General features: G+C 56.0%; 23 protein-coding genes. 9 read left to right on the top strand and 14 right to left on the bottom strand.

Annotated features, from left to right (window positions below; translation table 11 throughout):
- Window positions 1-198 precede the first annotated feature (198 nt).
- The 3 genes from HZB29_05980 to HZB29_05970 are packed head-to-tail and all read left to right on the top strand — an operon-like array spanning window position 199 to window position 3989.
- Window positions 199-927: a phosphoadenylyl-sulfate reductase gene (locus HZB29_05980; protein MBI5815142.1), complete on the top strand. Its 729-nt coding sequence runs from the start codon at window positions 199-201 to the stop codon at window positions 925-927.
- 21 nt (window positions 928-948) lie between these two features.
- Complete coding sequence (locus HZB29_05975) at window positions 949-1725, top strand: sulfite exporter TauE/SafE family protein (GenBank protein MBI5815141.1); 777 nt, start codon at window positions 949-951, stop codon at window positions 1723-1725.
- 38 nt (window positions 1726-1763) lie between these two features.
- Complete coding sequence (locus tag HZB29_05970) at window positions 1764-3989, top strand: sulfurtransferase TusA family protein (protein ID MBI5815140.1); 2226 nt, start codon at window positions 1764-1766, stop codon at window positions 3987-3989.
- 15 nt (window positions 3990-4004) lie between these two features.
- Here the strand turns inward: HZB29_05970 and HZB29_05965 are convergent, their stop codons facing one another.
- The 3 genes from HZB29_05965 to HZB29_05955 form a co-directional block, all read right to left on the bottom strand.
- Window positions 4005-4715, bottom strand: a complete 711-nt coding sequence (locus HZB29_05965; GenBank protein ID MBI5815139.1) for a response regulator — start codon at window positions 4713-4715, stop codon at window positions 4005-4007.
- 4 nt (window positions 4716-4719) lie between these two features.
- The gene (locus tag HZB29_05960; GenBank protein MBI5815138.1) at window positions 4720-4911 is read right to left on the bottom strand and encodes a hypothetical protein; all 192 of its coding nucleotides are present in this window, start codon (window positions 4909-4911) and stop codon (window positions 4720-4722) included.
- 166 nt (window positions 4912-5077) lie between these two features.
- A complete protein-coding gene (locus HZB29_05955; GenBank protein ID MBI5815137.1) occupies window positions 5078-7006 on the bottom strand; it encodes a HAMP domain-containing protein in 1929 nt (642 codons plus the stop codon).
- 298 nt (window positions 7007-7304) lie between these two features.
- Here HZB29_05955 and HZB29_05950 point away from each other — a divergent pair, with 298 nt between their 5' ends.
- Together HZB29_05950 and HZB29_05945 are read left to right on the top strand one after the other, a co-directional pair.
- A complete protein-coding gene (locus HZB29_05950; GenBank protein MBI5815136.1) occupies window positions 7305-8243 on the top strand; it encodes a hypothetical protein in 939 nt (312 codons plus the stop codon).
- On the top strand, window positions 8233-8940 hold the full coding sequence (locus HZB29_05945) for a methylamine utilization protein (protein MBI5815135.1): 708 nt from the start codon (window positions 8233-8235) through the stop codon (window positions 8938-8940). Before HZB29_05950 ends, HZB29_05945 begins: the two co-directional genes overlap by 11 nt.
- A gap of 30 nt (window positions 8941-8970) precedes the next feature.
- Here the strand turns inward: HZB29_05945 and HZB29_05940 are convergent, their stop codons facing one another.
- Together HZB29_05940 and HZB29_05935 are read right to left on the bottom strand one after the other, a co-directional pair.
- Window positions 8971-10014, bottom strand: a complete 1044-nt coding sequence (locus HZB29_05940; protein ID MBI5815134.1) for a hypothetical protein — start codon at window positions 10012-10014, stop codon at window positions 8971-8973.
- A 161-nt stretch (window positions 10015-10175) separates the two neighbouring features.
- Window positions 10176-10544, bottom strand: coding sequence for a helix-turn-helix transcriptional regulator (locus tag HZB29_05935; GenBank protein ID MBI5815133.1), 369 nt, complete (start codon window positions 10542-10544; stop codon window positions 10176-10178).
- Between the two features lie 130 nt (window positions 10545-10674).
- Between HZB29_05935 and HZB29_05930 the strand changes: the two genes are divergently transcribed.
- Window positions 10675-11541 carry an SDR family oxidoreductase gene (locus HZB29_05930; GenBank protein ID MBI5815132.1) on the top strand — a complete coding sequence of 289 codons (867 nt, stop codon included), beginning with the start codon at window positions 10675-10677 and terminating at the stop codon, window positions 11539-11541.
- Between the two features lie 60 nt (window positions 11542-11601).
- Here HZB29_05930 and fliE read toward each other — a convergent pair whose 3' ends face one another.
- Window positions 11602-11901: a flagellar hook-basal body complex protein FliE gene (gene fliE, locus HZB29_05925; protein ID MBI5815131.1), complete on the bottom strand. Its 300-nt coding sequence runs from the start codon at window positions 11899-11901 to the stop codon at window positions 11602-11604.
- A 23-nt stretch (window positions 11902-11924) separates the two neighbouring features.
- The gene (gene flgB / locus HZB29_05920; GenBank protein MBI5815130.1) at window positions 11925-12347 is read right to left on the bottom strand and encodes a flagellar basal body rod protein FlgB; all 423 of its coding nucleotides are present in this window, start codon (window positions 12345-12347) and stop codon (window positions 11925-11927) included.
- Between the two features lie 235 nt (window positions 12348-12582).
- Between flgB and HZB29_05915 the strand changes: the two genes are divergently transcribed.
- Window positions 12583-13530: a sigma-70 family RNA polymerase sigma factor gene (locus tag HZB29_05915; protein MBI5815129.1), complete on the top strand. Its 948-nt coding sequence runs from the start codon at window positions 12583-12585 to the stop codon at window positions 13528-13530.
- A 614-nt stretch (window positions 13531-14144) separates the two neighbouring features.
- Window positions 14145-15044, top strand: a complete 900-nt coding sequence (locus HZB29_05910; protein ID MBI5815128.1) for an FAD:protein FMN transferase — start codon at window positions 14145-14147, stop codon at window positions 15042-15044.
- A gap of 1 nt (window position 15045) precedes the next feature.
- Here the strand turns inward: HZB29_05910 and HZB29_05905 are convergent, their stop codons facing one another.
- A complete protein-coding gene (locus HZB29_05905) occupies window positions 15046-15483 on the bottom strand; it encodes a hypothetical protein (GenBank protein ID MBI5815127.1) in 438 nt (145 codons plus the stop codon).
- A gap of 20 nt (window positions 15484-15503) precedes the next feature.
- On the bottom strand, window positions 15504-16262 hold the full coding sequence (locus HZB29_05900) for an ABC transporter ATP-binding protein (GenBank protein MBI5815126.1): 759 nt from the start codon (window positions 16260-16262) through the stop codon (window positions 15504-15506).
- Between the two features lie 169 nt (window positions 16263-16431).
- Here HZB29_05900 and HZB29_05895 point away from each other — a divergent pair, with 169 nt between their 5' ends.
- The gene (locus HZB29_05895; protein MBI5815125.1) at window positions 16432-17961 is read left to right on the top strand and encodes a YifB family Mg chelatase-like AAA ATPase; all 1530 of its coding nucleotides are present in this window, start codon (window positions 16432-16434) and stop codon (window positions 17959-17961) included.
- 470 nt (window positions 17962-18431) lie between these two features.
- Here the strand turns inward: HZB29_05895 and HZB29_05890 are convergent, their stop codons facing one another.
- From HZB29_05890 to HZB29_05870, 5 genes are all read right to left on the bottom strand, one after another.
- Window positions 18432-19721 carry a bifunctional folylpolyglutamate synthase/dihydrofolate synthase gene (locus HZB29_05890; GenBank protein MBI5815124.1) on the bottom strand — a complete coding sequence of 430 codons (1290 nt, stop codon included), beginning with the start codon at window positions 19719-19721 and terminating at the stop codon, window positions 18432-18434.
- Window positions 19722-19740: 19 nt separating this feature from the next.
- A complete protein-coding gene (locus tag HZB29_05885; protein ID MBI5815123.1) occupies window positions 19741-21117 on the bottom strand; it encodes a bifunctional metallophosphatase/5'-nucleotidase in 1377 nt (458 codons plus the stop codon).
- A 153-nt stretch (window positions 21118-21270) separates the two neighbouring features.
- Window positions 21271-22755, bottom strand: a complete 1485-nt coding sequence (trpE, locus tag HZB29_05880; GenBank protein ID MBI5815122.1) for an anthranilate synthase component I — start codon at window positions 22753-22755, stop codon at window positions 21271-21273.
- Between the two features lie 4 nt (window positions 22756-22759).
- A complete protein-coding gene (locus HZB29_05875) occupies window positions 22760-23149 on the bottom strand; it encodes a RidA family protein (protein MBI5815121.1) in 390 nt (129 codons plus the stop codon).
- A gap of 88 nt (window positions 23150-23237) precedes the next feature.
- A complete protein-coding gene (locus HZB29_05870) occupies window positions 23238-23492 on the bottom strand; it encodes a hypothetical protein (protein MBI5815120.1) in 255 nt (84 codons plus the stop codon).
- Window positions 23493-23621: the final 129 nt, after the last annotated feature.

The following is a 23621-nucleotide window of genomic DNA, read 5'->3' as shown; positions in this document are numbered from 1 at the left end:
TCCTATTGCTTTTATATCATATTATCGGTTGCAGCAAAATAGCATTTTTATATATATGATATTAATGGGCTTATGGCAATTATCTCTATCATAATGGCATAAATCTGAAAAAAGATATTGACTCGTCATTCACGATTAGCTATTATTTACATAAATTATATCATTTCTATAGGAATTATAAATCCGAGGAGATTTGCCATGGCTGTCAACGCTGGTTTTGAAAATGAGAATATTCCTTCACTAGTTGAGTCGCTTCACTTCGGACAGAAGGTGGAAAGGGCCAAAAAGCTTCTGGCCTGGGCGTTCGACAAATATGGCGAGAAGGCCGTTGTGGCCAACAGCCTGGGAAAGGACTCCATGGTGGTGTGGGACCTGGCCAAAAAAGTGAATCCAAACGTGAAGGGCTTTATAGTCACCACCGCATATAAACCGGCCGAGACCATAAAGTTCATGGACGACCTCGTGGAGGAAAATCCGGGGTTGAAAATTTACAAGTCCGACATGCAGGTGGGCGACCTTTACAACACCGACCCGGACAAGTGCTGCCAGATACTCAAAGTGGAGCCGGTGCGCCGCGCCGTGGAGGAGCTGGACGTTGAATGCTGGATCACCGGGCTGCGCTGCACCGAAGGGCGCACAAGGACCGACTTTAAGGAAATCGAGCAGCGCGACGAAGGGCTCATAAAGCTCAACCCGGTGCTTTTGTTCAAGGAAAGGGAAGTATGGCAATACCTGGCGCTTTACCAGGTCAAGGTCAATCCGCTGTACGGCGAAGGCTACCGGTCTTTGGGTTGCGCCCCTTGCACGCATATCAGCACGGACGACAACGAGCGCGCCGGAAGGTGGATAAACACCTCCAAGTGCGGCGGCGAGTGCGGAATCCACACTCAGCCTCTGAAGTCTTTGGGAGTTATCAGCATCTCTTGACCGTTTTTAATTAAGGGGCAAATGGACGCAGGATTGGTTTTAACAGGCTTTCTGGTCGGCGTTCTCGTAGGTCTTACTGGGATGGGGGGAGGATCATTGATGACCCCCATCCTCGTGTTGATCATGGGGATCAAGCCGACGCTTGCCGTGGGCACCGACCTGTTTTACGCCGCCATCACAAAGATGGCCGGCGGGACGATCCACGGTTTTCAAAGGACGGTCTCCTTCAAGGTGGCCGGTCTTCTTTTCGCGGGAAGCCTTCCGGGAAGCCTGATCGCAGGATACCTGCTCGGCGAGCTGAAAAGGACCTATGGGGACCAACTGGACATGATGATCGCCAAAGGGGTGGGGCTGATGCTCATTCTGGTCTCTATCAGCCTGCTTGCGCCAAACCTTTTCAGAAAAGAGGCGGCGAGGGAAAAGCCGGACGAGGAAAACTGGAGTTTCCAAAAGCTTGCGATCCTTCCTGTCACCGGGCTGATTGTGGGATTTCTGGTGACTCTCACTTCCATCGGCAGCGGCACTTTGATCTGCGCCTGCCTTTTCCTTTTCTTCCCGGCCCTCGGCGCGGCGAAGATCGTGGGCACGGACATCGTGCACGCGGCGGGCCTGGTGTCGGTGGCGGCGATGGCCCACTTTTTCGTTGGAGATGTGGACTTTAATCTTGCTGGCAATCTTTTGATCGGCTCCCTGCCGGGGATAGCGTTGGGCAGCAGGCTTGTGGTTGTTATACCCGAATACGTCCTGCGCTATTCAATGAGCGGTGTGATGCTCATGGCCGGGATAAAACTTGTTTGAATTCGGCTCTCAAGGGAGCCGGCATGGAGGTATATAAGATGAGTGGCGCTGATACATTGACGGAACGGACATACTCTTCACCTGAGCTGCAGGAGTTTTCCAGGCAGGTGGAGAAGTTCATTTCGGGCGGCCTGACAAAGGACCAGTTCAAGGCGGCGCGCCTTGGATTCGGCATATACGCGCTCCGGCAGCCGGGATATTTTCTCATCCGCACCAAGCTGGCGGGGGGCGCGATCTCGGCAAAGGGTCTTCTGGCCGCGGCCGAGGCGGCGGAAAAATTTGGCGAAGGCCCGGTCCGCCTGACCACAAGGCAGGACTTCCAGCTATACTTCGTCAAGCTGGAAAACCTTGTGGACGCGCTTGACCTTCTCAACCGAGCCGGGATAACCACCATCGGCGCCGCTGGCAACACCCTGCGCAACATGGTTGTGAGCGCCACGGCCCCGATTGACGTGACCGAAGCGGCGAGGCGCGTGTCGCAATATTTTTCCAAAAGCCCGCTGTCGAAAGGGCTGCCTCGCAAGGTGAAGATCACCTTCACCGGAAACGCGAGCGACGCGGCTTCGGCCATGACCGACGACATAGGGCTCATCGCCCTGGGCCCGAAGGAGGGATATCCGGAATTCGGTTTCCGCGTGTATGTCGGAGGCGGGCTTGGCGCTGTGCCAAGGCTTGGATTTACGCTGGAAGAGTTCGTCCCGGCCGGCAGGATTCACGAGGTTATCCTGGCGATAGTCACCCTGTTCAACCGGAACGGCCAGCGCGTGAACCGGAACAGGGCCAGGATAAAGTTCTATATAGAAAACGTCGGTGTGGAGATGTTCAAGGATCTGTACAGGCGTGAACGGGAAAACTTCACCGGCATAGAGCCCATTGACCTGCCCATCGCATACGTCAACGAGGTGAATGGGGAGGCAGTTTACGCTCGCGGCGCCACCGGGGACGTCACACCGCAACAGTTGCGCTCTCTGGCGGCGGCGCTTGAGGCCGGCCGCTTGTCCGTGAACATAACCCGCGACGGGACCCTGGCCGTGCATGGATTCGGCCCGGATGAACGGGAATCGGCAAAGGCGCGGCTCAAGGAAATCGGGCTTGAAATCTATGTCCCGGAGCGCAGCTATCGCGTTCTGGCCTGCAACGGCGCCACAACATGCTCCGAGGGAATCGCCAATTCCAAGGGGGTGGCCCGCAGGCTTGAGCAGGTGGCGAAAAAATATGAACTGCTTGGCTATCATGACTTCACGATAGCCGCCAGCGGCTGCCCGAACGCCTGCTCACGGCATCACACCGCCGATATCGGCTTGTCCGGTTCCGCGAAGAAGGTGAACGGCAAGCTGGCTCCCCACTACCAGCTTTACGTTGGCGGTGTGAGCCTGGGGCAGACAACGGTGTTCGGGCGGCCGCTGGCGAAAATTCCGGCGCGGCGCGTCCCGGAAGCTGTGGACATGACCCTTTCCCTGGCGGGGATCAACCGCCTGCAGGGGGAAAGGCTGTCGGACACTTTTGCGCGGATAGGGCTGGACAAACTGGAGTCCGCGCTGTCCGGATTCTCAAAGCTGCCTTCTTTCGACGAGAATCCGGACTCGTATTACGACTGGGACACGCAAAAAGAGTTCAGCCTGGACGAAGTGGGCCCGGGAGAGTGCGCGGGTTCCGCGCTGGAGTTGATAGACGGCCTGTTCGACGAGGCGCGCCGCTATCACACCGCAGCCAATGGAGCGCTCAAGCAAGGCAACGGCGCAGAGGCGGCGGCGGCGGCCCATGACGCGGTGTTGCGGGCGGCCAAGGCGCTCCTGGTCACCTACGGGATAGACCCCGCCACGGAGGAGGAGACCTTCCGCGAGTTTAACACCAAGCTTGTGACAAGGGGATTTGTGCCGGAGCGCTACAAGGTGGCGCTGGTACCCGCGGGCCAGAAGGCCGGAAGCGCCGCCGAGCTTGTGGCGATGAGCGGGGAGTTCCTTGAGGACTGCCTCGCCGCGTACACCACTATCCACGCCGACTCCAACGAAGAGCAGACCGTGAAAAAGGCCAAGCCGGAAGCAAAACGGCTGGACTTGACCGGCGTGAAGTGCCCGTACAACTACATCAAGGTGAAGCTGTTCCTGGAAATGGCGGAGACCGGGACGCGGGTGGAAGTGATCCTGGACGACGGCGCGCCCATAAAGAACGTGCCGCAAAGCCTTCGCAATGACGGGCACACCATCCTTTCAAGCGATCCTTTTGAGGGTGGAAGGCACTTGCTTATGGTGGAGAAAGGCTGAGAAAACGGGACGTCGTCAACCGGTCTTGCGGGTGGGCTGTGGCAAATGGATCGAAAATACGCTCCCTTTGCCCGGCTCGCTTTTCACCGAGATGACGCCCCCGTGAGCCTTTATCACGTCGGAGCAAAGCAGCAGGCCCAGGCCCGTGCCGCTTTCCCCCGCCGTGCCCGGAGATGATATCGCCCCATCGGCGGTGAAAAGCTTGTTTATCATGCCAGGATTGACGCCTATCCCGTTGTCTTCCACGGCGATAACATTGTCCTCCGGTGTGAACACGCGCACACAGCCCCCTTCGTGGGTGAATTTTATGGCGTTGACCACGATGTTGTGGAGCGCCTCGCCAAGCAGCTCCGGATCCGCCTGCGCCACGGTTTCCGGCGGCACGTTGTTGCTCAAGCTGATCTTTTTCATTTCGGCGGCGGCGTCCTTCGCCTGGCGAAGTTCACACTCCACTTCCCGGCGCGCCCGCGACACAAGTTCTCGGGCATGGAACGGTTTTGCAAGATAGTCGTCCGCCCCTTTGGCGATGCCGCCGATCCGCGCTTCCTCCCCCGCCCGGGCCGAAAGCATAATGATGGGAAGCGTGGCGGTGCGCTCCTCGGCGCGGAGTTTCCGCAGAAGACCGAAACCGTCCAGCTTGGGCATCATGATGTCGGACAGGATCAGGTCTGGCGGGTCCGCAAGGCAGGCCGCAAGCGCTTCTTCTCCGTCCTGCGCGGTCAGCACGGCATTACCCGGCATCCCGGACAAGGCGGCTTATGTACTCGCGCATGTCTGCGTTGTCCTCGGCCACCACTATCCGGCCCAAACGATCGGAAGTGACGGGAGCGATGTTGCTTTCCTTGATTCCGTCATCCGGAAGCCATTCCCGCGCCTCGTCTATTATTGCCTTTGAACGAAGCGGGTAGGCTGTGCTTTCCATGGATTGCTCCACTTTGGCCGGGAATCTGATTCCAAGCGGAATCTGCACGGTGAACCTGCTCCCTTCCCCTTCTTCGCTATGAACCTTTATATAGCCATGGCGTAAAAAATGACTTGCCCAGCGTCCTCTGGAACTCGAAGCTCTGAAATACAGCCGATAGGATACTTTATTTTTCGCGCAGATCGCTGATCCCGCTCCAGTCCTCTCCCGGCGGATTGGCCATGTGCCCGTCTATGCGCTCCAGGTAAAGAGAGCACAGCTTTGGGTTGGCCAAAGCATTCCCGCAAATCCCGCTGAAAATATTTTTGGCCTCGTCCCACCGCCGCGCGCGGTACAATTCGATGGCGGAATTGTGCGTATTCACCATTTCCAGCGCCGCGGGATCCATCTCCCCGCTTTTGCCTGCAGGCTCATATATGACCACAGGCTCTGTCTTGCCTTTGACCCGGACCCTGTCAATCTCTCGATATACGAATGAGTGGGCTTTTTCCCTTGTGGTGCCGCTCACCAGAACGGCCACCCCGTATTTCTTGCAAAGGCCCTCTATTCTCGACGCGAGATTGACGCCGTCCCCGATGACCGTGTAATTGAGCCTGGTCTTCGATCCCATGTTCCCGGCCAACACCATGGCGGTGTTTATCCCCACGCCCATTTCCAGCTTCTGGAATCCCCTCGCCACAAACTCCTCATTTATCCGGCCCAGGGTCTTTATCATTTCCAGCGCGGCGGCCACAGCCTGTTCCGCGTCGTCCTTATGGGTCAGCGGCGCGCCGAAAAGGGCCATCATGGCGTCTCCGATATATTTGTCCACCACTCCACCGGACGCCTCCACCACGGAGGTGATCCCGGTGAAATAAACGTTGAGGATCGAAAGTATTTCGCGCGCGGTGTGCTTTTCGCTCAGCGTGGTGAAGTCCCGCAGGTCGGTGAAAAGCACAGTCACTTCCTTGTCTTCGCCCCCCAGGTCATATCCCTTGCTCAAAAGCTCCTCGGCCACCGCCACCGACACCACCTTTCCAAGAATGTTCTGGACGCGGTCACGTTCCGCGAGCCCCTTGACCATGTTGTTGAACGCGGCCCCGAGTTTTCCAAGCTCGTCCTTCTGCGCTATCTCGACGGATACGGTATAGTCCCCCTCCTCGACTTTGCGGCTCATCCGCACAAGCTTGTTCACCGGCCTTGTCACCGTGCCGGCCAGGAAATTGCCTCCAAGGGCGAAGAAAGCCAGCCCCACTATGAACAGCGCCGCAAGGACTATCCTCAGCCTGAAATACGGCGCCAGCGCGTCCGCCAGCGGCCTTTGGAGTATCACGGAGACCTTGGCCTGGTTTGTGTCGAGCAGGGAGACCACGAAAGAAACATGCTCCACACCGTCCATGACAATTGTCGCCCCCTTGCCGGCGACAAGGGTCTTGTCGTTCAAGAGCGGCGGCAGTGTTTTACGCGGCTGGGCTGGCAGGGTTGAGGCGAATACTTCCCAGCCCGGCTTTCCGCTTTCGCTTACCGCAAAGGATATTTGCGACTGGGTGAGCCTCTCCAGCTCTTTGGCGAACACCTCATTGACGTCAAATCCCACAAGAACCCATGCCTCAGGCGCCGGGATGAGCAATGGGACGACGGCCATCTGGTATGCTTTGCCGTCTATCATCACGATGGACGCCGCTTCCCCCCGCTCGTTGGACTCGGCGGACTTGATGATCCTCTCATCGTGGAATCTGCCTCCGGCCTGATTGGGATGAAGCGTGTCCGCTATTATGTCCACATCGAAAGAGACCAGCAGCATCACATCGGCGCCTATGCGGGCCTTATGGTTGTTCAGGACCGATATAATGGTGCCCTGATCATGTGTGGCGATGGCCTGCTTGAACGCATAATCACCCGACATGACCTTGGCGGACTCGACCAGGCTCCTGTTCCTTTCGTGGACAATCTGCCTGAGGACCCCGGCGGTGACGGCCAGGGCGCTCTCTATTTGCGCGGTGGCGCTATTTATGTTCGCCCTGTTCACCGCCACGAAGACGGCCGACTGGACGATGGCCAGCAATATCAGGAACAGGGCGAGGATGCGTGCCCGAAAGCTCCGGAATTTTAACAATCGCCCTCTGTGTCCGCCTTTTGGCTTTCAATAATGAAACATATCAATGGACAATGCGCCGCCGTCCCGCATGCTCCGCCGGTTCCAGCCCCAGGCCAACATCCACCTTGAAAGGATGATATTTCAACAGGAGGTGAAGTCAAGCTATTTGGCGGCAGTACCCATGAAATGTTGTGGAAATTGCCGCGCAAAAGCAGGATAAGCCGATATGCGCAGGCCGGCAACGGAGCCGCCGATTGTGTTGCATTATTACGCGGCGTATTGTATCTTCTAACCAGCCTATGGGGAGCTGGCCACTTTGAGAAAAAAAATTTGTTTCACGAGCTTCGTTTCATCATTGCCAACGGTGTTGCTGGCCACAATCCTTTCCATGTCCACGCTGGGGCCAAAATGCGCGGAGGCAAGTTGGCTTTTAGATTTACGTGCTCTGGCGGAGAGGAACGACAACATCAACAATACCAAGGCCGCCGCCGGCATGAAAACCGGAACTGCGTATATCGCCGGCGCTTCCCTGGGATATTTCGAACAGATAGCCACATACACCGGCGCTTCCATTGATGTTGATCTGGAAAACGCCACTGTCTCCGAGTATGACGGATTAAGCAGAATGTCCGGCGGACTTTCGCTCAACCTGGGACACAAGTTCGGCGTCGGGCCGCAGTCCCTTCGGATGGACATGCGGGCCTCATACCGGATAGAAGACTTCAAGGACAATCACCGCGACATCAATTCGCTGACGGCTGGGCTGACCGGCTCGCTATGGGCCACCGAGCGGCTGAATATGCTGATAGGATACGAATACGACAGAAATTCCCCCCGAGAAACATTTGAGGCTTATTGCGGGTCGGACGGTAAAACCACGGATTGCAGTCCAGGAAGCTATTCAAATCCGTATGACACTTCCGGGAACACCGTTCTGGCCCGTCTCTCTTTCCTGTTGACCGAGGCGGACAATCTTATATTCGAATACCGCTTCCGGCGCGGGGAGGTGGCGGTGGACTTTGTCCCGGGCGCCTCTCTGCGCAACTCCAGGACATCAATCTGGTACGACCATGTTTTTTCCAATTACGCCACCGCTAGATATCAGGCCGACACCCAATCCTTCAACATAGGGCTAAGCCGGGAAATATACCGCCAATTTTCCCTTAATCTGGACTATCTGCGCGTCAACACAAACTCGAGCTGGGCGAATTATGAAAACAACATCTTCAGGTTTGGGGCGGCGTATGCTTTCTGACGCGCGCAAACCCGGAATATCCGCCAAATCGCCCCTTCACGCTCCGGCGCTGATCGCGGTTGCGTTCATCGCGGTATTGATCTTATTTGGCGGCAATGCGGATGCGGGGGAGATATCGGCGACGGTCTTGGACTCCAACGGCGCCCCATTGAACAAAGCTGTGATATTCGCCGTACCGGTCAGCGGCAAGGCGCCTCGCCTGGAAAGCGGCAAACTGACGATAATGGACCAGGTGAACAAGGAGTTTGTCCCTCTGGTGCTGGCGGCCCAGACCGGAGTGGCGGTCCAATTCCCAAACAGGGACAATATCCGCCATCATGTCTATTCGTTATCACCAACCAAGACATTCGAGCTTCCGCTCTATATCGGCACCCCGGCCAATCCAGTTGTTTTCGACAAGCCCGGGGCCATTGCCATAGGGTGCAACATACATGACTGGATGTCCGCCTACTTATATGTGGTGGACACCCCTTATTTCACCATCACAGGGACCGACGGCAAGGGAAAATTGAAGGATATTCCAACAGGCGCCTATAAGCTGATGTCCTGGCATTACAGGATGAAGGGTGATCCGGAAGCCTCCGCTTTTGATGTCCAGATTTCTGCCGCCCCTGTCGAAAAATCTTTCAACTTGAGCCTTAAGCCCGAATTCAAGGCTCATAGGGCTCCGGCTCTTTCCGGAAGGGGATATAGATAGGCCTGTAAGAAGGGACGGTGGCGGAGCCAGTCAGGCCGTAATGGAGGTGGCCTGTCCCGGTTCGTTGCCGCCTGGATCCTTCTGGCTTATGGTTTCAAGGTAAGCCGAGATTGACACCGTCTTTTTCTGGAAATAGGAGAAAGACAAATACTGTTCCTCCCCGCCCGGGTCTTTATCACTTGCGGCCCCTTCCTCCTCCGGAACCGCGGACGCCCCATCGCTTCCCGGGGGTGGCGGTGGCGGCGGAGGTATGTCCAGCCCTGATTGATTCGCGGAACCGTCGTTTATTGCCTTAGGGTCCTCTGGGTTATTCAGTCGGTCCAAAAGGCGCTTATAAATCTCCTGCAGTTTTTTCAAAAGCTCCGATTTCGGATCTTCGGAAGACTGCCGGGCAATTTGATCTTCCAGGAATTTCTGCAGGTCGCCGGGCATCGCCTGTTTCGCCTTGTCGAACAGGGCGGGAATGTTAAGCCCGATATCGTTGCCCTGTCCGATTGGATTTTTCTCGAATTGGTCCATCTGGGCCTTCACGTCGCCAAGGAAACCTTTCACCTGATCGGTGAAGAACTGCGCCACATGGTCCAATCCGGTGGAACCAAGGCCAAGCGCTTTTTCAATTTCGTTGAACAGCTTGTCGGTGGAGGCCACGAATTCCTGGAAATCTTTCGGATTCATGTCCAGCAGGTCAGAAGCGGCCTGGCCCCACTCGCCAAAGACAGCCTGATCCATTTTGCTTAATTTGTCTGTAGTTCCGCTGAATTGCTGCAAAAACGAGAAGTCCAGGCTCAATCCCGCCTGAAAACTCCTGCTCATGTTTTCGGTCAGTGTTTTGTAACCATCAGGGCCTGAGGATGTGGTCTGCCGGGTAAGCGATTCGGACATGGAGAAACTCAAGTCCAGCGATACGTGCCCGTAAAACAGCGAGCTTCCATCCGATCCATCGCCGGTAACGCCTTGATTGCCGGCGCCGGAGGAAGGTTGCGGGCTTAATTGTTCCGGTTGCGCCTGTATAAGCGCTTCATTGAACGGGTTTGCGCCGCCTGATTGGCCGGCCGGAGCTTGCCACGGCGCCATATGGCGAAAATTATTTGGAACCAGACCTTGTATTTGCATTTCCGATAGCCGTCCTTTGTTAACATGACTATCGGATTTTTGACGCTCCGGCTTTAGAAAAAAAATCGATCCGGACTATCGTCTGTTAATACAAGGGGATAACAGATTGCAACTCTGCGGTTTCAGGCGGTAAGAGACGGGGCGCCCCTGGAGCCCGGCTTTTTTTTGCGGGCCGATTTCATTCCCCATTCACCCATGGCGCCGATCACCCCCTTCAATCCCAATCCATTTGGAGTCAACCGGTATTCCACCCTGGGCGGAATTTCCGCATATATTGTGCGGGTCAATATCCCTTCCGCCTCCAGTTCCTTCAACCTGGCGGACAACGTGCGCGGGCTGACGCCATCCAATGACCGGCGCAACTGGCCGAACCTGCGCGGGCCTGCCATCAGGTCGCGAAGGATCAAGAGGGTCCATTTGCCCTGGATGATTTCCATGGTCTTGCGGACGGGGCAGAACGGATCACAATCGCCCTTGGCGCCGTTTTTCATGGGGTGGCCTTGCCTCTATGGTATATAAAATGTAACTAGTTTCAATATAGCTCACTAGTTGACATTATATATCAAAAGCCTATCATCCAATCAATATTGATGAAAAACATTTGGCGAAAGGACAAGGATCATGGCCGGGAAAATCATCGTTACAGGCGCCACGGGCAACATCGGGACGCCGTTATTGGATGCGCTCCAAAAACGGGGCGCAAACTTTACCGCAGTCACACACTCGGCGGAAAAAGCTTCGGCATTACGCGCCAAGGGCATTGATGCGGTCAATGCGGAGATGACCGGGCACGCCGCTTTAAACCGGGTCTTTGAAGGTGGAAAAGCCCTGTTCCTGCTTACTCCCTTCTTCCCTCAAATGGCCCAGCTCACATCAGGCATCGCGGCGGCCGCCAAACATGCGGGGATATCCCATATCGTCCGGCTGTCCGGAATGGGGGCGGAACACGAGCAGATCACATTGGCCAAATGGCACCGCGCGGCGGAACGGGCCGTTGAAGAATCAGGTGTCGCATGGACCCATCTTCGGCCAAATTCGTTCATGCAAAACTACGTCAACTTCCATTCCCATTCCATCAAGGAGCAAGGGGCCTTCTATTTACCCCACGGCAATGGAGCGGTCAGTTTTGTGGACACCCGGGACATCGCCGATGCGGCGGCGGAAATCCTCGTCAATCCCGCCGCGCACGCAGGAAAAGCGTACACTCTCACAGGTCCTGCGGCGATAACAAACCATCAGGCCGCCCAAACGCTCTCTTCAGCCGCCGGAAAGAACGTGGCTTATGTGGACATTCCCGAATCAAAGGCGCGTGAAGGGATGGCTGCCATGGGGATTCCGGACTGGATGGTGGATGGCTTGCTGGAACTTTACGCGGTCAACAAGGCTGGCCACACCGCCACAGTCACCGGCGATATTAAAAACATCACCGGCAAAGCGGCGCGCTCGTTCGGTGATTTCGCGAAAGATTACGCGGGGGCTTTCAAATAGCGGCCAACGGCTGGCGCTCCGGGGGTGTTATCCGCCCCGGAGCGTTTATTATCAATCCACCTACATCGAGGTGTTCATCACTTCCTTGTAAGCTTCAATCACCTTGTTGCGCACCTGCAAGGTGAGTTTCATCGCCACCTCGGCCTTGCTCAAGGTGATCATAGTCTCGTGGATGTTTTTCGACTTGCCGGTGACAAGGTCTTCTATCGCCTTGTCGGCGTTGATCTGCATGTCGTTGACTTCTTTTATCGCGTCCGAAAGGGTGTTGGCGAACTTGCCCCCGTCCGCTTCCGTCTTTTTCCCCACCTTCAGGGCGGAGCCTATCGGCTCCATCCCGCTAAAAATCTTTAGATCAGACATTTTCCTTTACCTTAAATATTTTCCTATCTTCCGGCCATGTCAATTGTCTCGCTGATTATCTGCCCGCGTTTGCTCCGGGCGTTCAGCACTGCCTGGTACATAATGGAGTTTTCCTGCAGGGCGGCTATTTCCTTGTCCAGGTTCACATTGTTCCCGTCTATCCTTCCCGGCTCGGCCGACACCTCGGTTTCGGGTGTAAAACTGGTTATATCCCCCCCGGGCCCTTCCAAATGGGCTCCGTTGGTGGTGGACATTTTCATGGTGGAGCGCATAGCGTCCTTTAACTGGTTTTCAAACGGCTTCATGTCCACGGACTTGTATCCAGGAGTTTCCACGTTCGCCACGTTGCTGGTGAGCAATAGCGCCCTCTGTGCGTATATGTCCAGAGCCTTGTTCGTCAGCTTCCCTGTGTTGCTTGAATAAAGTATGTCGTTTACGATTCCCATAAAAAGCCTTTTAACCTTATCGTCATGTTAAGCAATTACGGCGCCAGGGCTCCGATGCGTCATGGTTCTGACAACATATTGAATAGGCAATTGTTGTGCCATGCCCCAAAGCGTCAAAATCCCCCATATTTGGAGGCCGGAATGTATTTCCCGACGCTTATTGGCCAATTTTTCCCCATGTTAGAATATCCGGATGGAAAAACATGGCGTCAAAAAGCCGCCTTCCGGGGGGGGCTTGGATGAAAATGAAATGGAGGTGATACCTCCGGCCCTCCGGCCTGTCAATGCAGTGAAGAGGGAACATGCCGAGGCGATTGTCCCGGCGGACCCGCTTCAGCTATATATCGGCAAGATCAAGCAGTACCCGCCACTGAGCAGAGAGGAGGAAGTTGAGCTTGCCCAAAAGTTCAAACAGACCGGGGACAAGGACGCGGCGTTCCGCCTGGTGACCTCCAACCTTATGCTGGTGGTGAAGATAGCCTATGAATTCCGGTCGCAATTCCAGAACATGCTGGACCTTATTCAGGAGGGGAACTATGGCCTGCTCCGGGCGATCCGCAAGTTCGACCCGTTCAAGGGGACCCGGCTTTCCACATACTCTTCATACTGGATCCGGGCCTATATCTTAAAGTACCTTCTGGACAACTGGCGGCTTGTGAAGGTTGGCACCACAAATGTCCGGCGCAAGCTTTTATATAACCTGAAGGAGATACAGGGGAAGCTGGAGGAGGCGGGGGTGGAGGCCGGGCCCAAACTGCTGGCGGAAAAGTTCGGCGCCACGGAACAGGACGTGATCGAGATAGGGCAGAGCATAGGCGCGGCGGACACGTCGCTAAGCCAGCCTGTGGAGGAAGGGGGCAGACGCGAATTGGTGGAGACGATCCCCGGCTCCGGCCCGGACCTGGCCGAGGACCTTTCCCATCGGCAATTAATGGAAAAATTCCGCCAGTCCGTGGAGCGTTTTAAAAAAGGGCTCAAGCAAAGCGATCTTGACCTTCTGGAAAAACGGATATTGTCGGACAATCCAATCACTCTGCGGGAGATCGGCGAGGCTCATGGCGTCACCCGGGAGGCAATCCGCCAGGCGGAGGAGCGTCTTATGAAGCGGTTGAAGAAACATCTTTCCGGCGACCTTAAAGGGATGGATGTGGCGCTGGAGAGAAAAGGAATCAAAGAAAAATAAGGAATATTTTTAACCCCACCGGCAACTTATACCCTCCATTGGCAAATTATTCACCCCTTTTTCAATATCAACACACTGTTTTTATTAGCAATATCTCATGGCGCCGATAGTGCAATTGTTCTAGATAAGAATTTTTGCGCAAGGATTCAACGAGTTTGCGAAGAGGGGAGAAAGCTTACGGCTAACTTACTGAATATTCAAAGGGATAAAGGCAGAAAAGGACTATTTTTCCCTAAAGTATCCGGCACTATAGTCGATATAGTTTACTAGTGGATAATCCAGAGGGTGTCTGGGCGCTCCACGACGCCGTCAAACATAAGTTTTATGGAGGAGAGTTTAAATGAGTGGAGTATCGGCCGCCGGCCCTAAAATATCATCGGGAGCCAGTGCAAGACATTCAGCCCCGGCCCCAAGGGCGCCCAAAGCCGCCCCGGCGCATGGCTCCGGCCCATCCGCCTCCGCCTTAAAAGTCGCTGCGTCCGGCAAAGGTGGCCATATTAACATCAAGGCCTGATAGCTGATATCTTCACGCAAAAGCGTCGAAAGGACCCGGCCACATGGATTGGCCACGTATGCTGTGGTAAGTTGGGTGGAACGGATCTTTTCGATGTTTTATGCATAAGCTCTTCAGCCATGGTTTTTTTGCGCTCGGAACCGAGTGCAACCTCCATTTTTACGCCGAAAACCAGGATAAGGCGGACCAGATTTCCGAACTGGCGGTCAACGAGGCCCACAGGATTGAGGACCGCTACTCAAGATACAATCCCGAAAGCTTCCTTTCCCACATAAACAAAATCGCCCAAGCCGGGGGGAGCGTGGAAGTGGACAGCGAAACCGCCGGTCTGCTGGACTATGCCTACGCCTGCCACGAGGCCAGCGGCGGCCTTTTCGACATAACGTCCGGCATATTGCGAAGAGCATGGAATTTCGAGTCTGGCAAGCTGCCTGACAGGGAACAAATAGAAAGCCTTTTGCCGAAGGTGGGGCTGGACAAAATAACTTGGACTCCACCTGAGCTTACATTTAACGTGCCCGGGATGGAATTGGACTTCGGAGGGATCGGCAAGGAGTACGCCGCCGACAGGGTGGCCGAGCTTCTTGAATCATCCGGTGTGCGTCACGGGCTTGTGGACCTGGGCGGGGACATCGCGATAACCGGGCCGCACGCAAATGGTGAACCTTGGGAAATTGAAATACGGCGCCCCCTCAAAGAAGGACCCGCCGCGGGGACGATAAAGCTTGGCGCCGGAGCGCTGGCAAGCTCCGGAGATTATGAGCGCTGCATAGTCATCAACGGTGTCCGCTACGGCCATATCCTCAATCCGCGCACCGGATGGCCGTCGCGTGGACTTGCGTCTGTGAGCGTGGTGGCGGACAAGTGCGTGGTGGCGGGAAGCATTTGCACGATAGCCATGCTCAAGGGACAGGCCGGGGCGGGCTGGATGCGCGATATCGCCATCCAGCATTTCTATATAGACGAAAACGGAAACGAAGCCGGGACTCTGGAGCTGTGATTCACATCTCCTTCACCCAGTGATATTCCATCCGGCCAAGGGGCAAATGGCCCGGATAGGCCACGTCGGTGCCGGACAAGTAGGATTCAAGAAGGGTCCTTTCGCGCCTCCACAGCTCATACCGGAATCCGCTTTTTAGTGTTGCCCGGTCCAGCGTGGCGCAAAAAGGCCCGTTGTCCTCCCCTTCGATGGTGAGCGTGACTATAGGTTTGCCGTCTTTGTGGAAAAGCTTCACCCCTTTCCAGTTCTTCACGGCCGAGGTCTTCGAAATACAGAACTTCACCTTGTCGCCGTTCCTGTATGTCTTTTTGATTTTCACGGTGTCGTTCTTCAGCGTGAATGTTTCCACAGCCGCGCACATGGCCGCGGGGGAGGAAAGGACCGTGAGGGCCGCCAAAAAGACGGACGCGCGGACAATGAGTGATTTGAAGTGGATCATGTACCGCCAACTGCCTTTGTTTAAAATTGCGCGGTCAAGGCGCCGTTCGGGTCCTGGGCTTGCCGCTCGGTGATCCAGAGGAAAATGGACTCAAGATCTCCCCCGCCGGCCTTTTCACGAAGCTCGTCGAGCGTGCCGACGGCCACCAGACGCCCTTTGCTTAGAATGCCTATCCTGTCGCAAATCTCCTGCGCCGTGGCCATGGTGTGGGTGGAAAGAAGGACGGTGGAGCCTCTCTTCACAAGCTCCCTGAAAAGCTCTTTGACCTGGCGCATACCGCGCGCGTCCAGCCCCACCATCGGCTCGTCTATGATAAGCGCCTTTGGATTGTGGATAAGGGCGGAGGTTATCACAAGCTTCTGCCGCATGCCGTGGGAATAGCTTTCAACAAGCTCATTGAGCCAATCGGACAGGCCGAACATGCTTATCAATTCGTTCTGCATGCCCAACACGCCAGAATCGCCGTCCACCCCGTATATGGTGCGGATGAACTCCAAAAACTCCCATCCTGTCAGCTTTTCGTAAATGAAGGGCTTGTCCGGCACGAACCCTATCATTTTCTTCGCCTCCAGCGCCTGGCGCTGTATGTCATATCCCGCCACTGTCATTGCGCCTTGTGTCGGAACGAGGAGCCCTGCGAGCATTTTTAGCGTGGTGGTCTTTCCCGCCCCGTTGGGCCCCAGGAATCCGAAACACTCCCCGGGCCGCACATGGAGGGAAACGCCGTCCACCGCCACGGTCTTGCCGTAGATTTTCGTGACGTTGTCTATTTTGATCATTTTACGGCCGCGCCTGCTCTTACTTTATGAAAACCATGCTGTAATTGTACAACGCCGGCAGGCGGCAAGGAAGGGGCGTAAATCCGTTGGCTTTGAGAATGCCCTCTTAACTTCCTTGACATAATCCGTTCATCCTCATAGCATTATTACCCAAAAGGGGTAAATAATAATGCCGGTCTCCAAGACCCACAGCGCCGCCATCCATGGCATCCACGCCTTGAAAGTGGACGTGGAGGTGAACATCTCCCCGGGCCAGCCGTCGTATTCCACCGTGGGCCTGCCGGACGCGGCGGTGCGCGAAAGCCAGGAACGGGTTCTGGCTGCGCTGCAGAACTCCGGGTTCGAGGTTCCCGCAAAAAAAATAACGGTCAACCTGGCCCCGGCGGACGTGCGCAAGGAAGGCTCCAATTTCGACCTGCCCATCGCCGTCTCCATGCTGATGGCCGAAAACCTTCTGGAGGCGGACATTTCCACCGCCATGATCTTCGGGGAACTTGCGCTGGACGGACGGGTCAAACCTATCCGTGGCGCTCTTTCCGCTGCCATCCTGGCCAAAAACGAAGGTTTTCGCAAAATCATAATGCCGGAGGAAAACGCACGGGAAGCGGCCGTTGTGGACGGTCTTGAGGTGCTAGGCGTCTCATCGCTCCCGCAGGTGATAGGCTATTTGAACGGACATGAGACCATTCACCCGACGCGGGTGAATCTTGACGATATGTTCCGCCCGGCGGACTGGGGCGGGCTCGATTTCTCGGAAGTTAAAGGGCAAGGCCACGTCAAACGGGCGCTTGAAGTGGCAGCCGCTGGCGGGCACAACCTGATAATGATCGGGCCGCCGGGATCAGGAAAGTCCATGATGGCCAAACGGCTCCCCACCATTCTGCCGGACATGAGCTTTGACGAGGCGATAGAAACAACCCGCATACACTCGGTCTCCGGGAAACTGGGCCCCAGCTCTTCGCTGGTGACTCACAGGCCGTTCCGTTCCCCTCATCACACCATTTCAGACGCGGGGCTCATCGGCGGCGGGACTAATCCGACCCCCGGCGAGGTCTCTTTGGCGCATAACGGCGTTTTGTTTCTTGATGAGCTTCCGGAGTTCCGCCGCAGCGCGCTGGAGGCGATGCGCCAGCCGCTGGAGGACGGAAGACTCACCATCAGCCGCTCGGCCATGTCCGTCACGTTCCCTTGCCGGTTCATGCTGGCGGCGGCCATGAATCCGTGCCCGTGCGGATATTACACGGATCCGGCCAAGGAATGCGCCTGCACCGGCCACATGATACAGAAATACCGGAGCCGCATATCGGGCCCGCTTATGGACAGGATCGATATTCACATCGAGGCGCCCGCCGTCAAATACCGCGAGATGATGGGTGAAGCGGACGGGGAGCCTTCGGAGGACATACGCGCACGGGTGAACAACGCCAGAAAAATGCAACTTGACCGGTTCGCCGGCTCGTCCATCTATTGCAACGCACAGATGGGGGCGAAGCTGATTAAACAAATATGTGAACTGGACGGCCCTTCCAAAGCTATCCTAAAGGCCGCCGTCGAAAAACTGGGCCTTTCAGCCAGGGCGCACGAAAAAGTTCTCAAAGTCGCCCGCACTATTGCCGACTTGGAAGGGGCTCCCGCCATGCGCGCCGATCATGTGGGTGAAGCTGTCCAATACCGCTCCCTGGACCGGGAAGCCTTCTGACCTCCTTCCCTCCCCCATCACGCAAATTATCTTGAGAGCCTGTTCTTTTCTTTTGGGAAAAAGAAAAGAACCAAAAGAAAACCGCGTGCGCCGTCTTGTGGGGGATTGCATCCCCCCAAGCGGCGCAAATGAGTTTCTTTTTGCTTCTTTTTCTTTCCAAAGAAAAAGCTCTTGAGATTTTGCGTGATGGGGAAGGGAAGGACCGGGTGAGGGGATCGCCCTCACCCGGACAAGACCGGCGGATAGGGGAACCAACCGGTCCTTTATAGAGGCTTGTTGATTTGCGGCCGGAGAGCTTTTGTCAAACTATCCACGCCACACTTGCATTAGATGAAAACATTGCAAAAAGGATTCGCCGGATGTGGAATATATACGGCATGCATGAGGCAACACATTGATACAAGAAGCGATTTTGGCCGCTTTATTTATTCACAATGCGCTGGTTTATTTGATGAATATTGACCGCATCATTATTTCCTGAATACTTTTCGCAAGAGCGGCCGTATTTCCCCGATTGTGTAGAAAGAGCCTGTGACGCACGTGACGCTGTTTTTCCGCGCGCAAACGATGGTCTTTATTACATCGTCCAGACTTCGCGCCACCCTGAAAGGTATGCGGCTTGCGCCCATCGCTTTTTTAAAGACCACCGGGTCGGCGGCGCGCGGGACCGGCGGGCTGTAGAAGGTGAAAGACTTTGCCGCAGGTGAAAGGTTTCTGAGCATGCGCCGGTAATCCTTGTCTTTCATCGCGCCGAAAACAAAGTCTATCCCGCGCTCCGGAAAACGCTCCAGCAACGTGCGGCAAAGGGCGGAGGTTGCCTTCGGATTGTGCGCTCCGTCCAGTATCACCAGCGGATCGCGCCGGGCAATCTCGAACCTGCCGGGGAGCGACACGGTGGACAATCCGGCCCGGATGGCTTTCTCGCCTATGTTCACTCCTTTTTGCAGTAGAAGCAGCGCCGTCTGGATGGCCATGGAACCGTTTAACACCTGTGGACGGCCCACCAGCGACACTTCCATCCCTCCAACTTCTCCCATGGACGATTGGAAGTCGAAGCATTCGCCATCTTCCGTCATCCCTGTGCGCCTGCCGGAAAATTCCCTGCCGCATAGATATACAGGCGACCTTTTCGCTTTTGCGTCCTTCATTATTTCAGCGATCACCCGCGCGCCGGAAGCCGCAGTCACAAGCGGCGTCCGTTTTTTCACGATGCCGCACTTTTCCCGAGCGATCGCCGCAAGGGTGTTTCCCAGATACTCCCGATGGTCCATTGAAACACTGGTGATTACAGACACCGCCGGAGAGAGCACGTTTGTGGAATCGAACCTGCCGCCAAGGCCCACCTCCACCACGGCGATTTTCACACCGCATTGCGCGAAATGCAGGAAAGCCATGGCGGTCATGAATTCGAAGTAGGTCACTTCCAGTTTCCCATCCCGTTCCACCGCGCCGCGGACCTTTTCGACGAGCGCCGCCGCCTGCCCCGTGGTGACGATGGAGCCGTTCACGGATATCCGCTCCCTGAATGTCTCCAGGTGGGGCGAAACATAAAGCCCGTTGGACACGCCGGCCCGTGTGAGTATGTTCGATATGAGAGTTGAAGTGGACCCTTTTCCGTTTGTGCCGGTGACATGCACGCTATCAAAGCTTTTGTGAGGATCGCCCAGGAGTTTCAATAACCTGTTGGTGTTCGCCAGGCCCAGCCTTATCCCTTTAAAGGATAGGGAATTCAGGTATCGCTCCGCTTCGGCGAAAGTCATAACGCGCGCATCATGGTATTTATTGCCCTGTGGCCGGTTGAGCGTGCGTTTTGCACAGGTATTCCTCCACCACGTCCAGAAACGCCGGGGCGCTTTGTTCGCCGATTATCGTTTCGGCGCCCTTATGCATCTTGTAGCCGTCGCCTCCTTTGGCGATATAGTCCGTGACGGCTATAGTGTAAATCTTTTCCGGATCCAGCGGAAAGCCCCCCACCTTCACATCGGTCACGCGGCCACCCTGCCGGGCGGACTGGTCGAACCTGAACGTGACGCCGTCCACCTGGGGGAATTTGCCGGCCGGTTCGGGCATGGCTTCCACCCCCCATTCCAGAGCGTCCAAAATCGCCTTGCCACTGACCGCAAGCTTGAACACAAGCCCGCCGAAAGAGAATATCGAAAACAAGTCTTTCTTCGTGATCGCTCCGGCGGGGTATTTGCGGTCCGCCCGTATCGCGCCGCCGTTTATAAATCCGATGTCCGCCTCCATCTTCGCCCGGATGGCCCCCGCCGCCAGCGCACCCATGTTTGTCTGGCCGGTCCGGTTTGATTGGGTGGTGGCGTCCAGCTCCACAGCCGCATGGCATTCCACTTTGGCCATCTTTTCATCAAGCTCTTTTTCATACGACGCCGCGGCCCCGGCCACAGTGGCATCCTCGCGCAAAGTCGTTTCCACCGCAATGAACGTCACTTCCGAGCCGCTCCTTCTGCCGATGGTGGTGTCGTAATTAATTTCCACTTTCGCGGCGGATCTTGCGTCGGCTCCGGCCTTGACTATCAAGACCCCGTTCACCCTTTCTGAAACGATATCGTGATCGTGCCCGCCGAGTATGAGGTCGATCCCCTCCACGCTCTGCGCAAGGAGGATGTCGTCCTTCAAGTCCAGATGTGTCATCGCCACGATCACCTTTGCGCCAAGTCCCTTCAACTCCTCAACGGACTCGGCGGCGGAAACGATCGGATCGGTTATCTCCACTTCAGTGGCGGGCAGGGAGAGAAATGTGGTTTTCGCCGTAAGGACCGCGAATACGCCCACCTTGATCCCATCTTTTTCAAATATTGCGTGGGACACCGTGCCTGGGTATAGTTCACCGGTTTTGTAAACATTCGAGTTTATCCATGTGAATTTGGATTCTTTTATCCGGTCGTCCAGAGCTTGCGTCCCCATGTCGAACTCATGGTTGCCCATGGACGCATAGTCGAGCCCGGCCAGGTTCAGAAGGTCCACCATCTGTTTCCCCTTGAACACGGAGGACATCAGCGACGGCGAAAGGAAATCGCCGGAAAGGGTGAACATGGCGCCGGGACTATCCTTTTTCATCCCGTCCACAAGCGTTTTTAGCCGCGCCAGGCCGCCCCTGCCGTCGGACGCCGGGGAAATCTGGTAAACATCGTTCACGCTTATGAATGTTATCCGTTTTTCAGAGGCATGGGCCGGGCCAGGAAAAATGCTTGAACAGAGCAATAGCGCCAAAGCGGCAATGTTGACAGGGAAGCGCTTTATATCAAGCATGGTTTGTATATTTTTAGTGTGAAGAAGGAGGATTGGAGCCTACAACGGTTCAAGCCCGTTTTCGGCGATTTTAACAGCCTTGATGAGCGCCTTGCCCTTGTTGATCGTCTCCTGGTATTCCATGGCCGGGCTGGAGTCCGCCACTATGCCCGCCCCCACGCCAAGATACGCGGTCTGGCCGTCCATATAAAGGGTGCGTATGGCAATCGCCATGTCCATGTTGCCGGAGAATGCGAAATAGCCCACGCATCCGCCGTATATGCCGCGCCGTTTCCCCTCCATTTCCTCGATTATTTCCATCGCCCGGATTTTCGGCGCGCCGGAAAGCGTGCCTGCCGGGAACGTGGCGCGAAGCGCGTCATACGCGTCCATATCCGGCCGCAGCTTTCCCTTCACGTTGGAGACTATGTGCATCACGTGGGAATATTTCTCCACCGCCATAAGCTCGTCCACCTTCACGGCGCCGCCAGTGGACACGCGCCCTATGTCGTTGCGCCCCAAGTCCACGAGCATAATGTGTTCCGCCCGCTCCTTTTCATCGGCCAGCAGTTCTTTTTCCAGCAGCCTGTCCTCTTCCTCGTTGCGGCCCCTGGGGCGGGTGCCTGCCAGCGGGCGGGTCTCCACCACTCCGTCTTCGACGCGCACCAAAGATTCGGGCGATGCGCCCACTATTTTCACATCCCCATAATTCAGGTAGTACATGTATGGCGATGGATTGACGGCCCGCAACGCCCTGTACACCTGAAAGGCCGGAGCCTTGATGCGCGCGGTGAGCCTTTGGGCCAGCACCACCTGGAAAATGTCCCCCTCGCGGATATAGCTTTTGCAGCGCTCAACGTTCTTTTCATACGCGGCCCTGTCCGCCGCCCCCTCGAACGATATGGCCGAGGCGTCCCCGGTCACAACCTTCACGTCCGGCAGGGGGGCCTTAAGCTTTTCGATCATGGAGTCTATCTTCGCGCACGCCTTGGCGTACGCCGCCTCCGCACCTTCTTCCCCCACGAATGCGTTGGAGACCACCTTGATGGTGTTGGCGATGTTGTCGAAAATCAATATCGTGCCGGTCACGGTGAACACCGCGTCGGGAACTTTTAGGTCATCCGTCACGGTCTCCGGCATTTTCTCGAAAAACCGGGCGGCGTCGTACGACAAAAATCCCACCGCGCCGCCGGAGAACCTGGAAAGACCCGGGACATGGGCCGGACGGTAGCGGGCCATCACCCGGCGAAGCTCGTCGAGCGGATCTCCGGTTGGTTCAAAGGAGCGCTCCACTCCGTTTTCAGTGATTAAAACTCGTCCGCCTTCATAGCGGAAAATGATGGACGGTTCCCCGCCAAGAAAGGTGTATCGCCCCCATTTCTCCCCCCCCTCCACCGATTCGAGAAGGTAGGAGTATTTGTTGTCCCCCATTTTAAGGAACGCGGATACGGGGGTCTCAAGGTCCGCGAATATCTCCCGGTAAACGGGGATAAGGTTCCCCTCCGAGGCAAGCTCCACAAACCTTTCACGCGTGATCGAATACATGCCGTTACGCGTCTATCACCGCGTCCGCTTCAATTTCGATGAGCATCTTCGGGTCGATAAGCTTGCTCACCTCCACCATGGTGGTACTGGGGCGTATCTCGCCGAAATATTCGCCATGGGCGCGGCCCGCCTTCTCCCATTCGGCGATGTTTGTGAGGAACATCCTGGTGCGCACCACATTGGAAAGGGGCACACCGGCTCCTTTGAGCGCACTTTCGATATTCTTGATCGCCTGTTTGGTCTGGGCGTAAAGGTCCCCTTCGCCCACTATTTTCCCGGTTTCATCCGTGGCCGTCGTCCCGGAGACGGACACATGATGGCCCGCTATCACAGCGCGGGAATAGCCGATTACCGGCTCCCACTTAGAGCCCGTGGATATGTTCTTTCTTTCCATGTTTTCAGTACCTCCAATTAGCCGCACAGGGTTTAAAGAGTATCATAAACGGCGGTGGTTGCGAAACGGAGCCAGCGCCGCGCCGGGGCTAAATAATCCGCTCGACGGAATATGGAATCGTCACGATTCCCATCATAGTATTGAACTTAAGTGTCCCTTTCAGCGTCAATTTGGAGCCTTTCTTCACAAGCCCGGCCAGCGCGTGGCCTATGGCCTGCCTTGTGAACACGCGAAGCGGCAGGTCAATCGTCTTTTCCCCGCCGGACTTTAGCGCAAGCTCCCCCTGCGCCCCTTCCCTGCTTCCCGTGGCGATAATCTCACTGTCCAGCGTAAGGGGAGTCAATCCCTTTTTTAGTTGAAACTCCCGGCATGACCGTCACGCCGCTTTCACCATTATCTTCCCCGCCAGAGCCCGTTTCATGATCTCACGCAGTTCTGGCAGGTGTTTATAACCGCTCACTTTCCTCAACCT

The organism is Nitrospinota bacterium, from assembly GCA_016235255.1.
Taxonomy (GTDB): Bacteria; Nitrospinota_A; UBA7883; order UBA7883; family JACRLM01; genus JACRLM01.
The sequence above is the reverse complement of the archived record's forward strand: the minus strand, read 5'-3'. Positions and strand labels throughout refer to the sequence as shown.